Source organism: Leucobacter sp. WKLB1 (genome assembly GCF_059696215.1).
Map to the genome: position 1 here is coordinate 3,195,074 of NZ_AP046115.1, position 14,446 is coordinate 3,209,519.

Annotated in this window: 19 protein-coding genes; 10 read left to right on the top strand and 9 right to left on the bottom strand. The window is 66.1% G+C overall.

The features are described 5' to 3' along the window. Positions 1 to 16 precede the first annotated feature (16 nt). The 4 genes from ACZF5Y_RS14665 (at position 17) to ACZF5Y_RS14680 (ending at position 4,697) form a co-directional block, all read left to right on the top strand. On the top strand, positions 17 to 943 hold the full coding sequence (locus ACZF5Y_RS14665) for a carbon-nitrogen hydrolase family protein (RefSeq protein WP_497533455.1): 927 nt from the start codon (positions 17 to 19) through the stop codon (positions 941 to 943). 116 nt (positions 944 to 1,059) lie between these two features. After that, positions 1,060 to 1,776: a collagen-like domain-containing protein gene (locus ACZF5Y_RS14670; protein ID WP_497533456.1), complete on the top strand. Its 717-nt coding sequence runs from the start codon at positions 1,060 to 1,062 to the stop codon at positions 1,774 to 1,776. 115 nt (positions 1,777 to 1,891) lie between these two features. Continuing rightward, positions 1,892 to 2,620: a hypothetical protein gene (locus tag ACZF5Y_RS14675; RefSeq protein ID WP_497533457.1), complete on the top strand. Its 729-nt coding sequence runs from the start codon at positions 1,892 to 1,894 to the stop codon at positions 2,618 to 2,620. 211 nt (positions 2,621 to 2,831) lie between these two features. Beyond that, positions 2,832 to 4,697, top strand: coding sequence for an LPXTG cell wall anchor domain-containing protein (locus tag ACZF5Y_RS14680; RefSeq protein WP_497533458.1), 1,866 nt, complete (start codon positions 2,832 to 2,834; stop codon positions 4,695 to 4,697). A 132-nt stretch (positions 4,698 to 4,829) separates the two neighbouring features. Here the strand turns inward: ACZF5Y_RS14680 and ACZF5Y_RS14685 are convergent, their stop codons facing one another. After that, positions 4,830 to 5,561, bottom strand: a complete 732-nt coding sequence (locus ACZF5Y_RS14685) for a GNAT family N-acetyltransferase (RefSeq protein WP_497533459.1) — start codon at positions 5,559 to 5,561, stop codon at positions 4,830 to 4,832. A gap of 20 nt (positions 5,562 to 5,581) precedes the next feature. On the opposite strand from ACZF5Y_RS14685, the gene ACZF5Y_RS14690 reads away from it, so the two are divergent. From ACZF5Y_RS14690 to ACZF5Y_RS14705, 4 genes are all read left to right on the top strand, one after another. Further along, positions 5,582 to 5,986 carry a hypothetical protein gene (locus tag ACZF5Y_RS14690; RefSeq protein WP_497533460.1) on the top strand — a complete coding sequence of 135 codons (405 nt, stop codon included), beginning with the start codon at positions 5,582 to 5,584 and terminating at the stop codon, positions 5,984 to 5,986. Between the two features lie 66 nt (positions 5,987 to 6,052). After that, positions 6,053 to 6,895: an isocitrate lyase/PEP mutase family protein gene (locus ACZF5Y_RS14695; RefSeq protein ID WP_497533461.1), complete on the top strand. Its 843-nt coding sequence runs from the start codon at positions 6,053 to 6,055 to the stop codon at positions 6,893 to 6,895. Positions 6,896 to 7,086: 191 nt separating this feature from the next. Further along, positions 7,087 to 7,326, top strand: coding sequence for a hypothetical protein (locus ACZF5Y_RS14700; protein ID WP_497533462.1), 240 nt, complete (start codon positions 7,087 to 7,089; stop codon positions 7,324 to 7,326). Further along, positions 7,323 to 7,793, top strand: a complete 471-nt coding sequence (locus ACZF5Y_RS14705) for a BLUF domain-containing protein (protein WP_497533463.1) — start codon at positions 7,323 to 7,325, stop codon at positions 7,791 to 7,793. Before ACZF5Y_RS14700 ends, ACZF5Y_RS14705 begins: the two co-directional genes overlap by 4 nt. Positions 7,794 to 7,875: 82 nt before the next feature. Here the strand turns inward: ACZF5Y_RS14705 and ACZF5Y_RS14710 are convergent, their stop codons facing one another. The 8 genes from ACZF5Y_RS14710 to ACZF5Y_RS14745 form a co-directional block, all read right to left on the bottom strand. Next, positions 7,876 to 8,049, bottom strand: coding sequence for a CsbD family protein (locus ACZF5Y_RS14710; protein ID WP_497533464.1), 174 nt, complete (start codon positions 8,047 to 8,049; stop codon positions 7,876 to 7,878). A gap of 51 nt (positions 8,050 to 8,100) precedes the next feature. After that, on the bottom strand, positions 8,101 to 8,715 hold the full coding sequence (locus ACZF5Y_RS14715) for a hypothetical protein (RefSeq protein WP_497533465.1): 615 nt from the start codon (positions 8,713 to 8,715) through the stop codon (positions 8,101 to 8,103). After that, on the bottom strand, positions 8,712 to 9,293 hold the full coding sequence (locus tag ACZF5Y_RS14720; RefSeq protein WP_497533466.1) for a DUF6286 domain-containing protein: 582 nt from the start codon (positions 9,291 to 9,293) through the stop codon (positions 8,712 to 8,714). Before ACZF5Y_RS14720 ends, ACZF5Y_RS14715 begins: the two co-directional genes overlap by 4 nt. Then, positions 9,290 to 9,523, bottom strand: coding sequence for a hypothetical protein (locus ACZF5Y_RS14725; protein ID WP_497533467.1), 234 nt, complete (start codon positions 9,521 to 9,523; stop codon positions 9,290 to 9,292). The genes ACZF5Y_RS14720 and ACZF5Y_RS14725 overlap by 4 nt, the downstream gene beginning before the upstream one ends. A gap of 161 nt (positions 9,524 to 9,684) precedes the next feature. Beyond that, positions 9,685 to 9,873: a DUF2273 domain-containing protein gene (locus ACZF5Y_RS14730; RefSeq protein WP_497533468.1), complete on the bottom strand. Its 189-nt coding sequence runs from the start codon at positions 9,871 to 9,873 to the stop codon at positions 9,685 to 9,687. Continuing rightward, entirely contained in the window at positions 9,873 to 10,412 is a 540-nt protein-coding gene (locus ACZF5Y_RS14735; RefSeq protein ID WP_497533469.1) for an Asp23/Gls24 family envelope stress response protein, read from the bottom strand. Before ACZF5Y_RS14735 ends, ACZF5Y_RS14730 begins: the two co-directional genes overlap by 1 nt. A 270-nt stretch (positions 10,413 to 10,682) precedes the next feature. Further along, entirely contained in the window at positions 10,683 to 11,378 is a 696-nt protein-coding gene (locus tag ACZF5Y_RS14740; RefSeq protein WP_497533470.1) for an ABC transporter ATP-binding protein, read from the bottom strand. Then, positions 11,375 to 12,445: an ABC transporter permease gene (locus ACZF5Y_RS14745; RefSeq protein ID WP_497533471.1), complete on the bottom strand. Its 1,071-nt coding sequence runs from the start codon at positions 12,443 to 12,445 to the stop codon at positions 11,375 to 11,377. Before ACZF5Y_RS14745 ends, ACZF5Y_RS14740 begins: the two co-directional genes overlap by 4 nt. A gap of 167 nt (positions 12,446 to 12,612) precedes the next feature. Here ACZF5Y_RS14745 and ACZF5Y_RS14750 point away from each other — a divergent pair, with 167 nt between their 5' ends. Continuing rightward, positions 12,613 to 13,797: a sensor histidine kinase gene (locus ACZF5Y_RS14750; RefSeq protein ID WP_497533472.1), complete on the top strand. Its 1,185-nt coding sequence runs from the start codon at positions 12,613 to 12,615 to the stop codon at positions 13,795 to 13,797. Further along, positions 13,794 to 14,420 carry a LuxR C-terminal-related transcriptional regulator gene (locus ACZF5Y_RS14755; RefSeq protein WP_497533473.1) on the top strand — a complete coding sequence of 209 codons (627 nt, stop codon included), beginning with the start codon at positions 13,794 to 13,796 and terminating at the stop codon, positions 14,418 to 14,420. The genes ACZF5Y_RS14750 and ACZF5Y_RS14755 overlap by 4 nt, the downstream gene beginning before the upstream one ends. Positions 14,421 to 14,446: the final 26 nt, after the last annotated feature.

The following is a 14,446-nucleotide window of genomic DNA, read 5'->3' on the forward strand; positions in this document are numbered from 1 at the left end:
TCGGAGAGGGATTCGAATGACTACTGTCGCCGTCGTCCAAAGCGCCTCGATACCGTTCAACGCCGACGCCGCTACCACCAAAGCAGAGTCCCTCATCGCCGAGATTGGTGCTTCCGGGGGACAACTCATCGTGTTTCCGGAAGCCTTCATCGGTGGATACCCCAAGGGCACGGCGTTCGGCGCTGCAATCGGTTTACGCACGACGCGTGGACGGGAAGAATTTGCTCGCTACGCCCACGGGGCGATCACCCTCGAAGGCTCCGAGGTGGCTCGACTTGTCAAGGCCGCAGCCGACGCCGGCGCGTATGTGGTGATCGGCGTCATCGAAAGACTCGGTGACACTCTCTACTGCACGGCACTGCATCTCTCGCCGAGTACTGGCCTGGTGAACGTGCATCGCAAGCTGATGCCCACCGGCACAGAGCGCTTGGTATGGGGATTCGGCGACGGTTCGACACTCGACACGATGCCGACGCCGTTTGGCCGAGTGGGAACCGTCATCTGCTGGGAGAACTACATGCCGCTCATGCGGCAAACCATGTACGCCCAGGGGGTGCAGATCTACTGCGCCCCCACCGCGGACGACCGGGCGACTTGGCTCTCAACAATGACCCACGTCGCACTTGAGGGTCGGGTATTCGTGCTGTCGGCATGCCAGTACCTAACGCGCGCGGATTTGCCCGGGGATCACCCGATCGATTTCGAGACACCGCATGGTGATGTGCTGATGCGAGGCGGCAGCGTCATCATCGACCCTGCCGGCACGGTGCTCGCAGGCCCCGTCTTTGATACCGAGGCAGTGCTGTATGCGGACATAGATCTCAACGATAAGACACGCGCGCACCTCGATTTCGATGCGGCCGGTCACTATTCTCGCCCCGACGTCTTTAGCCTCCGCGTCGATACGACTCCTCGCACTTCGGTGACGTTTTCATCTGACTGATCACACGAACGTCCCCCGCAGGGGGGTCATCGTGAACGAAGAGCTACGCATCTCGCTGGACGGCGTTTAGATTTTGGGTGCTTGGGGGACTCTCTCGAAATCGAAACGAGGCAGTGATGCAATCCAGGAAGAAACGACTTGCGGCCGGTGCGGCCGCGACCACCATGCTGCTGTCCAGCGTCGGACTCGTGCTGTTCACCAGCACGGCAGCGAGCGCCGCAGGTGAACCCGTCTCGTGCGTGGTGCCGAATGCGCCGGGCGGAGAAAAACGCGATACCGGAGCGCCCGGCGCCGATGGCGTCAACGGTCTCAATGGTGCAGTCGGACCGCAAGGCCCGACGGCGGACACCGGGCCAGCTGGCCCCGCAGGTCCGCCAGGAGCTCCGGGTGCCATCACCGCATTGAGTGCTCTGCTCTCTGGCGGAGTGGTGAGTGCCGCCGATGAGGAACTGCCGAACTGCGGCGACTTCGCACAGGTGTGCGTGATTCTGACCCCCGGTCAACCCGGTCTCAAGGGTCCCGATGGAAATGACGGCCAAAACGGCAAGAACGGACTCCCGGGGCCAGCTGGGCCGAAGGGAGAGACTGGCGACCCCGGTCCGATGGGGCCCGCGGGCCCGTCTGGAGCTCCGGCTGCAGCGACCGCACTGACCACGGCCATCACGTCGTCTGTGGCGCGGAGCGTTGTGCAATACGGCGGCGACTGCGCAGGGTTTGAAGAGACCTGCACCATCGAAGTCATCGGCCCCCAGGGCGTGCGTGGTCAGGCCGGCGAAGACGGCGCTCCCGGGAAAGACGGGTTGCCCGGCGCTCCAGGACCTCAGGGGGAATAAGGGCGACACGGGCCCTGCTGGCCCGGCGGGCCCTCCCGGAGCCGTCGCACTCGCGCCCGCGTCGATCTTTGCAGCTGCGGCGTCGATCACGGCGAGCAATGGCGACGTCGTCACGTTGCCTGCGAATTGCTTCGCGACGATCGACGACGGTGGCGACGATGCCGCGGCGGATGCCGACACAGTAGGCGAAGCCGACGCAGCAGGCGAAGCCGACGCAGCAGGCGAAGCCGAATCCGGAACCGACGCGGATACCGCGGCGGACGCCGACGCTGACGGCACTGGGGCTGAAGCTGAGGCCGAAGCCGAGGGCGCTGCCGATGCCGGCAGCATCAATGCCGATGGCTCAATCGACGCCGATGCGAGCAACAGCTCCGCAGACGCCGGCAGCACCTCAGACGACGGTTCGGCCGATGCGGGCAGCACCAGCTCGAACGGAGCGGGCACCGCAAACGGCACCGACGGCGCGACGGGTGCCGGCACGTCGGCGGCGACCGGTAGCGCTTCCGGCTCGGGCACCGCAACCGGAACCAATGCCACCTCCGGCAACGGCACAGCTGCCGCGGCGGGCGCGGGCTCGTCGTCGGGCACTGGCACGAGCACGGGCAGCGGCACGGCGGCAACCGGGTCGGGCACCGCGGGCGCGGCAGCGACGAACGGCACCCACGGAACCACGGCCCCGACCTCCGCGGTTGCGTCCGGCAGGCCAGCGGTGACAGCGAGCGGGCTCGCGCGCACCGGAGCAGACAGCAATCTGCTCGCCCTGGCCGGAGCCGGAGCGGTGGTGCTCGCCGCTGGCGGCATCGCGGTCGCTGCGCTGGCGCGCCGTAAGCGCAGCGAGGTCTGACGCAGCACCACGCTCTGCAGTGGGGCCTGATCCAGCATTCGGATCAGGCCCCACTATGGTGTTCCGATCAGGCATGCCGCACCGGGAGCACCAGCCGAACATGGTGCTAAATTTCAGATGATACTTAGGCAAGGCTAAGCTTGTTCAGGTTGCCCACACACGAGTGATCGGGCGCACGCCGTTCCGCGCTGATCCCTGAAGGAGTTTTTGCATGTCCAGAACGATGCGAACCGCATCGCGGTCGCTCGCGAGTGCGATTGCCGCTGCGCTCGTCGCAACCGGCGCCATCATCGGTCTCGCCGCCCCGGCCTCTGCCGCGGGCTCATCCCTTGAGCTGTCGACCTCGGTGATCGCCGACACGTCAGCGACCATCTCCGTCACCGGCGCCGGATACGCCGATGCACCGATCTACCCCGGGCAGTCGGCGCGCAGCGTCTACGTAGGGCTGGTCGAGGCCGGCAGCTACGACGCTGACCAGTCATCGACGCCCTCAGCGTCGCTCGTCGTATCAGAGGCCGGCGAGATCAATGGCAGCCTCACTGCCCCGGCAACAGGGCTCGACCGAGAGAAGTCGTACGAGGTCATCGCGTGGCCGACGCGTTCCTTCCCCACTGTCGACAACGTCATGGCGCGCAGCGCGGTCATCATCGACTGGGATGCGCTCTTCCCGGGCTCGGGTGAGAACGGCGGCGAGACCCCGCTGCCGTCACCGACATTGACGGTCACCCCGAACACCGATGTCGATCCCGCCGGCGCCACGCTCACGGTCGAGGGGCGCAACTACCACCCGATCGAGACCGGTGCCGGGTTCGCACTGCGCTTCGGATGGATCGCCGAGACCTGGAAGCCCACCGACGGCGCCCCTAACTCGGCGCGGCCGTCGATTGTGTTCACCACCGTCTCGAGCCAGCCGAACAACGACGCGAATGTGCAGTGGGTCGAAAATGCCGACGGCACCGTCAACTTCACGTGGACCGTCGACGTCAACAAGCAGGCCGCAGACGCCAAGCGTCCCAGCGAGCATTACCAGCTCGGCGTCTTCACGTTCGGCAACAAGGCGACCACGGGCCTGCAGCCCGACAACGAGCTCTTCACGCCGGTGTCCTGGAAGGTCGCGACCGAGCCGCAGCCCGAGCCCGTCAAGGATCCGAAGATCACCGTCACCCCGAGCACCGACCTCGACCCCGCCGTCGACCACACGCTCACCGTCTCGGCGACCGGGTACACCGGCGATAGCGCCGTGAACGGTGCCTACGTGCTCTTCGGCGAGCAGAGCGTCTGGTCGGGCACTGGCGCACTGCCCGCTGACGGCTGGGTGCAGATGGCGTGGGTGCCGGCGCGCTCGATCACCAACGGCGCGTTCACGACTGAGCTGCAGGTGCCTGCGGGGTCGCTCGACCTCGGTAAGCGCTACCACGTCGCGACCTCGGCCGCGCACGCCCTCTCGATCACCGACCGCTCGCTCGACGCGTTCGCCGAGGTCACGGTCGCGCAGCCGAGCGTGCCGACCGAGCCCACCGAGCCGTCGGTTGTCTTCCCCGCATCGAACTCGGTCGCGCAGGGCGGCACACTCGAGTTCACCGCCACCGGGTTCACTCCCGGAGACGGAGTGACCGCGGTAGCGCACTCGGAGCCCGTCACCATCGGCACCGAGATTGCCGACGCCGACGGCGCCGTGGCATTCTCGTGGGCGGTTCCTGCGAACTTCGAAACCGGCGAGCACACCGTCGAGTTCAGCGTGAACGGCGAAGTCGTCGCAACCGCCGCGTTCACGGTCACGGCGACAGCGACCGCCAGCGCCGAAGGCACGGCAGGCTCGGGTGGATCCGCGGGCGCTGACGGCGCGGAGGGCAATGGTTCGAGTACCTCGGGCGGCGGCTCGGCAAGCGGCTCCGGATCACCCGCAGCGGCCAGCGGTGCCGCCAATGGTGCGTCTCCCACCGCGCAGCCGACCTCCGCGCAGTTGGCGACCACCGGCGCGTCGGCGCCGATCCTCGCAATGTGGGCGGGAGCGAGCCTGCTGCTCGCGGGCGCGGTTGCAGTGGCAACCGCGCGCCGTCGCCGCAGCGAGGTCTAACGCGCAGCACGCCAAGCCTCACCGAGTGTGAGCCGAAACGCCGAGTGTGAGGGTTATTTACCCTCACACTCGGCGTTTCGGCTCACACTCACGATGTCGCCTCGCATTCGCGACAGAGATGCGCGGCCCGGCTCACCCCGGAGAGCGCACCGACGCGAACCCGATCTCGCGACGCAACGCGAACCCGAGCCGAATGTAGGCGGCAATGGCTCCCGTGTTTTCGGCAGAGGCGTGCATGAATGCTCGGTCGCCGCGCTGCTGAATGTGGAAGGCGACGTCTGAGACGAGGCGAGAAGCAAGGCCCTGCCGGCGGTGGTCGGCGTCGACCGCGACCGCGCTGATCTCCGTCCAGCCTTCGGGGTGCAGACGCTCCCCCGCCATCGCGATGAGTCGCCCCTCGCGACGGATACCGATGTAGCGGCCGAGCTCGTAGGTGCGGGGCCGGAAGGGCCCGGGCTGGTTGCGCGCGACGATGTCGAGCATGTCGGTCGCGTCATCGGCACCGAGTTCGATCGCGTCGGCATCGGGCCGGGCCTGCAACGCGTCGGTCTGCACCAGCTGCACTCCCGCACCCCGGAACAGAGCATCCCAGCCGTCCGGCAGATCCCGATCGAAATTGCTCAGACCGAACTCCTGCCCCGGCCCCACGGCGCGCAGCAGCTCGGACCACACCTCTGGGTCATCCCAACTGCGCACCGCGACGAATGGCGCGACGTCGTCGGGGTACCGGCGCACCAAGTCGCCACCGATGGCGAACGACGAGTGCGGGCCGGTCAGTGCATACCAAGCAGCGTTGTCGAGGGCCGGCACCTGGGCGAACTCTTCGGGGAGCGCGCGGGCCGGCAGGGTCACAGATTCAGGCACGAGGTCACCGTACGCCCGCCTTGTCGATTTCTGCGAGCGCCGTCGTAATGCCGCGCAATGCCGCCCGACTCAGCCTACGCATCGACGCGATCTACTGCATGGTGCTCGGAATCGCCATCGCGGGCACGGCACCACTCACCGTGACCCGCGTTGCGGTGCCGCTCGCGGTACTCATGGTTGTCGGCGTCGGCGTCTTCGCGTGGGGCGGTTACGTGGGCTGGGCGTCGCGGCAGCAGCCGATGCGCACCAGCACTCGGTTCGTCTTGATTGCGAATATCGCTGCAAGTCTCGCACTGGCGGCAACGGGCGCGGTCTCGGGCGCTACGGTACTTGCCCTGGCCTCGATCGTGCTCGCGATCGATGTCGCCGCATTCGCCGTGAGCCAAGGAGTTGCGCTCCGACGCATGCGCGGCGCACTCAATTGAAGTTCGGCCTCTGCCTCGTCCGAAATCCGCCAGCGTATGCACCGCGATCGGTGTGGACTGAATGGCATGCACTCTTCAGCGACTTCCGCATTCGACACCTTCCGCTCGCTCCACTTCGCGCCTGACGCTCCCTTGCTCCTCGCGAACGCCTGGGATGCTGCCTCGGCACGCATCGTCGAGGCGTCCGGGGCCCGGGCCGTGGCGACGACGAGCGCCGGCATCGCGTGGGCGCTCGGGCGACCTGATGGCAACGCGCTCACGCGCGACGAGAGCATCTCGGCAATCCGTCGCATCACCTCGGCGGTGTCCGTTCCCGTCACCGCCGACCTCGAGCTGGGGTACGGAGGCTCCGCTGCCGAGGTCGGCGAGACCGTGGCAGCCGCGCTCGAGGCGGGAGCCGTCGGTATCAATCTCGAAGACGGCACGCTCTCGCCCAACGCCTTCGCCGATCGCGTGCGCGCCGCCAGAGACGCAGCTGATCGTGCAGAGGTGCCGCTCTTTATCAACGCGCGCATCGATGTCGTGCTCGCCGGCCTCGTCTCACCCAAAGCTCGCGTCACCGAAACGCTGTCGCGGGCCGCGCGATACATCGACGCCGGGGCCGACGGTGTGTTCGTGCCCGGGGTGACAGAGCCTGGCGTGATTCACCAGCTCGTCGACGGCATCGACGCGCCGGTCAACGTGATGGTGGGCGCCGGATCACCCACCGTGTCCAGGCTTGCGGGGCTCGGAGTAGCGCGCATCAGTCTTGGTTCCGGCATCGCGCAAGCCGTCTACGCCGTCGCAGAACGCGCCGCGAGTGAACTGATGCTGCAGGGCACCTACGAATCTGTCACCGAAGGCCTGGAGTACGGCAAGCTGAACGAACTTCTTCTGGAGCGAAAGCCCACGTCGCCGGCCACCGCGTGAGGCGTGTCGAGGCGAAAATGTGCGCGCACGGCCTGAACGTTTCGCTTCCTGTATGCATTCGATTTTGTGACAAGAAATGTACATTCGCGGGGGCATTTCTCCACCGATAATCTTGCTGAGCGGCCTGAACACCGTGTGTTCATTCGGCATCAGCGTGATGTCACTCGCGGGTCTGCAGAAGGGCTCTACTGATGAGCATCGCCCTGCCACCCACGGCCTTTGCCACGTGGGCGAAGGTCGAAGACGGGTTCTATGTGGGAAGCCGAAACGGTGAGTTTCTCGGCTACGTCGACCAGGAGCCGAGCGGCCTGTACATCGCAAGTGATATGTTCTCGCAAGTGATCGGTGAGTTCGAAACGCTCAGCGCGGCCCTGCGCGCGGTCGACGAGGATCCCCAGCACGACGATGCCCAGGAGGCGAACCGAGGGTGAACACCGCCATACCTGAAGTGCAGACGCTCAAGTTCCTCGTCTACACGAGCGAAGCCGTGATGCGTTTTTATCCCGACGACCTCGAAGCGCTGCTGACTTCAGCCCGCGCACACAACCATTCGGCCGGAATCACGGGAATCCTGCTCTACAAGAGCAACCGGTTTATTCAGTTCCTTGAGGGGCCACCGGCCGAGGTCGACGCGCTCATGGAGCGCATCGAGCGCGACCCTCGGCACACGACTGTTCGCGTGGTCATCGACGAGCTTGTCAACGACCGGCAGTTCGACGATTGGAGCATGGGCTACCAGGTCAGTGCTGAAAGCACCGATCCTTTGCCCGAGGGGTTCCGCGATTCGTTCGCGGACATCGAAGCCTCTCCAGACGCGTTCACGACGGGTCGTGCAGCGAAAGAACTCGCCCTCTGGTTCCGAGTTCGCGCCGCCCGTGCGGCCAACGCCGCAGCGTAACGACACCCGAGTAATTCGGCGGTGAAACACCGAGTGCCCGAGCCGTGATCGGCCAGGGCACTCGACACTCCGTCGCGCGAGGTTACTTGGTGAAGCTATCCTTGACGTCTTCCGCAGCCTGCTTCACCTGAGCTTTCGCCTGGTCGGCCTTCCCCTCGGCGGCGAGCTTGTCGTTATCGGTCACATTGCCGATCGCCTCTTTCGCCTTACCGGTGAGATCCTGTGCAGCGTTCTTGATCTTGTCGTCGAGTCCCATGATGGACTTCCTTTCTTCTGGATGTTCACTCGCAAGCGCACGAGTGAGGGGTCAGTGCACGCGCCGTTCGTCTCGGGCGAGACGCGCGCGCAGGCCGGTATGAATGGATACATATGCATCGAGCTGTTCGCCGGTCAGCGCGCCCAGGTTTTCGACGAGCTCGTCGACCATGTGCGCAACCTGTCGCGGGCTCGTGTTCTGACGCGGTGTAATGGCGACATGGAGCACGGGCCGACCCGATACCGCACTGGCGGTGACCCGGCTCGACAGCACCTCATCGTGTGCATCCACCGCCTGTTTTACCGCTGAAGCAGCGAAACCCTCGGTGATCACGATGCGCCCCCCGGTGTTCTCCTCGGCCGTGGCCTGGAGCGCCGTACGTCGACGTCCTCGGATCGTCCGTGTCACGAGGATCACGAGCAGCACGAGCACGAGCACGAGCGCCACGACGAACGCCAGAGCGATCCATGCGAGACCGGTGCCGGCAATCGCGGTCGCATCCCAAGTGTCTGCGATCCATCCCTGTGCCCCCGAGCCGATACTCGACCACACGTCTGCGACGGGAGGGGCGCTGGCGGTGAAGATGAGCAGGGCGCCGATCGCAAGAAGCACCGCTCCCAGTACGAACAGCACGAAGCGGTTCACGAATCGATTCGTCTGATTCATGGTGCAACCTCCCGGCCCTGATACACGTGCACCGACACCCGCGGGGTCGGATGCAAACGGTAGCCCTCGAGTTCGGTATCGATCACTGCGCGCACGCGCTCGTTGGGTATTTCGATCCCGGCCTCGGGCGTGACCGTCACGTCGATGAGGCGGTGGCCCACCCCCACACGCACGCGGTCTCGAGCGACGAAGAGTTCGTCGCTCACCCGTTGGGCAACGGCCGCGGCGATCACGCCGTTGTCGGCGACGACTGCCCGGCGCTCCCCCCACTGCAGTTCGTGCTTCGACAGGCGGCCCGGCGCAACCGACAGCACGATGCAGACGAGTCCGACCAGCGCGATGAAGATGCCGGCGGCAATCGTCGCTCCCGCAGGGAGCTCGGTGGGCAATCCGGCCACCCAACCGAAGGCGGCAGCCGGGCCGAGCAGCAGCGCCGGCTGGCCGGCAAGGCTCAGTACGGTTTCGAGTACCGCATACGCGAGCGCAAGAATCAGGATCACCACTGCGATCACCATCGCGACCGTTCGCGGTGAGTGCGTCTCCCGGCGCACCACGCGGCGCAAGGCGTTGGACTTCATCGCACCCTCCTCTGCTGGGGAACCCGAGCTCCATCGATTGTGAGGTTCACCCGCGCCACGGGGCGCCCGAATGATGCTTCTGCCGTCGTAACGACCTGCTGCTGCACCGCCTGCGCGAGCTCCATGACCGTAGGACTTCGCTGAATGGCCTCCGCATCACCGAGCGAGGGAACCGGCAGCGGGATGCGGGCGTTGATGACCACGCCGTCGACGGATGCGACGGCGTTCACACGAACATCTCGAGAACTGCTGTGCGCTGCGATCGCAACCACGTGAGTCGCAAGTTTCTGCAACACGCCATCACGAACCGTGATGCGACCAGGGATCTCCGATTGTTCCGGGGTGACGCCCGATCGCGCCTCACCCCGCGTGACTCCGTCAGTGCCCGACATTACGAGGTCTTCCGCCCCGAGAGCGCTCCGGCAAGGTCGCGCACGTCGAGCTTGCCGGTCACGATGCGACCGACCACGGCTCCGATCCCCATGAACAGTGCCACGAGGAGTAAGCCCCAGAAGCCGAACACGAGTGCCGAGATGGCCAGCACTGCACCGACGGCTGCGCCAGTCAGAGTGGCACTCATTACGCGACCCGCGATTCGGCGTCGTCTTCGTCGTCAGTGCCAGGCACGTGCACATCGTTCACCTCGACATTGACCTCGACCACTTCGAGCCCGGCGAGCTGCGAGATGGCGCCGGCGACCGCGGCGCGCACGTTCGCGGCGACCTGATGGATCGGCGCCGGGTAGGCGACAACGATCGTAATGTCGGCTGCGGCCTGCGTCTCGCCAACCTCGACTTTCACGCCCTGACCGAGATCGGTCGCGTTGACCGCGTCGCGGATCGCGCCGAACGCACGGGCACCTCCACCGCCCAGGGCGTGCACTCCCGGCACTTCGCGTGCCGCAATACCCGCAACCTTCGCGATGACACCGTCAGAGATGATCGTCTTCCCGTCGACGTCCGCGCCACCCGGCGCTGCGGCGGGTGACGCCGGAGTAGAACGGTCGACGCGCTGACGCGACGTGGCCCCGGGCGCGTTCGTTGCGCCGGGGTGCGCTCCGACGGTCTCCGCAACATCAGCGGGCGTTGCATCGACGGTGTGCTTCTGGCTCTCAGTCATGAGGTGCTCCGATCAGTGTGAGGGTATGCCCCGCTTCTGGCGAGGCCGAGCTCGAAATGAGTTCTATGTATAAGAGACCACAAGTTCGAAAAATGTCACAAAAAACTTCATAAATATTTCCCGCAGTTCGCGCCCCCACCCGGCCACCCATCGCCACGCGACGAAAACGCCTGGTCAGAAGCAATTTATATAGTGTGAGACTTTCGCAACCCCGTCGTCGCACCCAAGATGCAGCGCGAGCGAATACACGACTGATCCAGTCCGATTGCATCAGTGCGCTTGTGCGGCCCCGTCGCGAATGCGACCGTCCACGATGCGCACTGCACCGTGCATTCTCGGGAGGTGCGTCACATCATGGGTGACGAGCAGCGTCGCGGTGTTCAGCTCATCGGTCAACCGCAGAATGAGATCGATGATGCTGGCGCCGCGCTCCTGATCCAACGCACTCGTGGGTTCGTCGACGAGCAGTGCCGACGGCTCGTTCATCAGTGCGCGCGCGATGTTGATGCGTTGGCGCTGTCCGCCTGACAGCTGATGAGGCCGCTTCCCTCCGTGATCGGCGAGGCCGACCGCGTCGAGCAGCAGGTCGGCGCGAGCCGAGGCCCGCGCGCGGTGGCGCCGATGATGCCGCTCGCCCAGTTCGTTCATCACCGTCAGTTGTTCGCGGGCGGTGAGCGACGGAATCAGGTTGGACTGCTGAAACACGATGCCGAGGTGCTCGCGACGCACCGCGGTCGCGTCGGCGGCACTCAGTGCGCTGACCTCACGATCGCCGATGATGACCTGCCCCGAGTCGGGTCGTATCAATGCCGCCGCGACGGCGAGCAGACTCGATTTGCCCGACCCACTGGGGCCGGTGATACCGGTGACGGTACCCGGCTGGGCGACGAGTGAGACATCGTCGACCGCAGTGATGCGAGCATCGCCGTCAGGGAAGGTCAGGGTGATGTGGTCGAGGCGAATCATCGGTGGCTCCCGAGTGCGGTCAGTGGATCAGCGGACGTAATGGAACGGAGCGCGAATGCAGCACCGGCGAGGCCCAGGATCACCATGATCGCGCCCGGCAGCACGGTGGTGAGTGGGCTGATCAGGAACGGCAGCGCCGAACCAGCGAGGGCACCGAGCGCAAGTACGACGGCTGATCCGGCACCGATACCGACCAGCAGCACCAGCAGCGCCTGGCCGAGCGCGTCGCGAACCAGCGCCGACGTTGCCGCCCCAAGCGCTTTCAGCACGGCGATGTCACCGGCCCGTTGCATCGTCCAGACGGTGAAGAATGCACCGATGACGAGCCCCGAAATACCGAAGAGCATCACGACCATGAGCAGCAGCGAGCCGATCTCCGAACGGAATGAGCTGAGGGCCATGAGCGAGCCGGTCGTCGTCTCCGAGACAGTCTCGGTCGCGGCGTCCGCAGACCCCCAATCGGGGTCACCCGAGACGGCGAGCACGGTTGCGTACGCGTTCGGTGCACCCGTCGCTGCGGAATAGTGTCGCCAGTCGTTGAGCGTCATCCGCACGACGGGGGTGTGGCTGTACCAGTCGTCGCCGGTGATCTGGTCAACGGTGAAGCCGGTGTCGGCGATGGTGATCGTGTCGCCAACCTCGGCACCGAGCTCCTTCGCCGCAGGCGCTGAGAGCGTCACCCGGCCGTCTTGCCCTGGAGCCGCGCGGTCGAAACCGGGCTCCACGCCGAAGAGCGCAATCGCGGTGCGAGCGTCGCCGGCCTCCGCACGGGTCTGGCTGATGCCGATCGGTCGGGCTTCGGTCACACCGCGCTCGGCAGCCCAGCTCGACGCCTGCTCTTCGGAGATCGCGGAGTCGGAAAAGCTCGGGCCGCTCGATGCATCGGCAGGTGCGGAAAACACGATGCGATCTGCGGGGAGCGACAGGATCGCCGAGATGTTCTGGGTGGCCAATCCCCCCGTGAGGCCGCTGAGGAAGCCGACGAGTACGGTGATGAGCGCGACCACGGCTCCGATGAGCACGAACCGCCCTCGCGCGAATCGCAGGTCGCGCAGTGCAACGAACATGGAATGGTCCTTTCTCTGCCGCAGGAAGCGGCGACCATTCCACTCTCCCGTTACCACACGCTTCGGGCATCGGCTGCACGGGCCGTTTGCGCGCTCCAAAATGGGGAGCCGCTGATCATCCTTTCGAACGATGTCACGCCAACCCCCCGCCGCGTAGCATGCAGGGTATGACCCGTACCGCGTTGACCCCGGTGTTCGTGGGTCTGCGCGCCGGCCTGCACGCACTGTTCGCCGCGCTCACCCTGCTGGTCATCGTTCGTCTGGCAATCACGCCGAGTGCAACGAGTGCGATCGCGATCACGCTCGCTGCGCTCCTCGGCCTGACCTATGCGTGCGGCGCGGCTTTGGCCCACGGAGGTCGGTCGAACCGCGTGCTGCAGCTGGTCTGGTTGATTTCGCTGAGTGCGGAGTGGGCGGTGCTCCTGTGGCTCACCCCCGATGCCGCCTATCTCGTGTTCCCACTCTTCTTTCTCTACCTCCACATGCTCGGCCGCTGGCGAGGCGCTGCGGCGATCCTCGTCTCGACGATCACCGCGATCGTTGCACTCGGCATGCACAGCGGTTGGAGCGTCGGAGGGGTTGTCGGCCCGCTTGTCGGTGCTGGCGTTGCGCTCCTCATCGGGCTCGGGTACCAAGCGCTCGCACGAGAAGCCGCGCAACGCGAGGCACTGGTCAGCCAACTGATCGCCACGCAGGGTCTCCTCGCCGTCACCCAGCACGAACAGGGAGTGCTCGCCGAACGCGCGCGTCTCGCCCGCGAGATCCACGACACCCTCGCCCAGGGATTGTCGAGCATCCAGATGCTGCTGCACGCCGCTGAACGCGCCGATGCAGATCGACCCGGCATCGAGCACATTCGGCTGGCTCGGGAGTCCGCTGCGGCCAACCTCGATGAAGCGCGCAGGTTCGTTCGGGAGCTGACCCCGCCGCAACTCGAAGATCAGACCCTCGGCGCCGCCCTGCGCCGACTCGCGCAGACGCAATGGTCCGCACCAGGGTTCGCAGTTCGGGTGCACGTCTCAGACACGCTGACACTTCCCATGCACCTCCAAACCGCGCTGCTGCGCATCGCTCAGGGAGCCATCGCGAATGTGCTGCAGCACGCACGCGCGACCCGGGCGACCGTCGCCATCACTCTCGAGGGTGATCATCTGCGCTGCACCGTTGCCGATGACGGCATCGGGTTCGACCCGGCCGCGGTGAACGACGAGGCATCCGGCAGATCCGACTCGTTCGGCCTGCGAGCCACCGCAGAACGGGTCGAGCAACTCGGCGGGGAGCTCACGATCGACGCTGCGCCCGGTCGCGGCACCACGCTCACCGTCGACCTCGATGTTCCGAGCGCCGCATGATTCGACTCCTCATCGCCGACGACCATCCGATCGTGCGCGCCGGCCTGGTTGCACTGTTCGGCCTCGAAACCGATCTCGAGATCGTCGGCGAAGCCGCTTCCCCTGACGACGCCGTCGACCTGGCTGCACGCACCAACCCCGATGTGGTGCTCATGGATCTGCAGTTCGGGTCGGCGATCCGCTCGACGGGTGCAGACGCGACACGGCGCATCCGCGCGCTCGAGGCGCCACCCTACGTGCTCGTGCTCACGAACTACGACTCGGACTCCGACATTCTCGGCGCCGTCGAGGCCGGCGCAAGCGGCTACCTGCTGAAAGACGCACCACCGCACGAACTCGTTGCCGCAGTTCGCGCGGCCGCAGCCGGAGAGAGCGCGCTCGCCCCGGTCATCGCCTCACGTTTGCTCGACCGCATGCGAGCACCGCAGATCAGTTTGAGCAGCCGGGAGATCGAGGTGCTCGAGCTTGTCGCAGCGGGTCACGCCAACACCGCGATCGCCGCCCGGCTGTTCATCAGCGAGACGACGGTGAAATCGCATCTGTCGCACATCTTCGCAAAGCTCGGTGTCACCTCACGCACCGCGGCCGTCTCGGCAGCACGACGGCAGGGGATTCTGCGGTAGGTCGACGATTACCGACGATCCTCAGC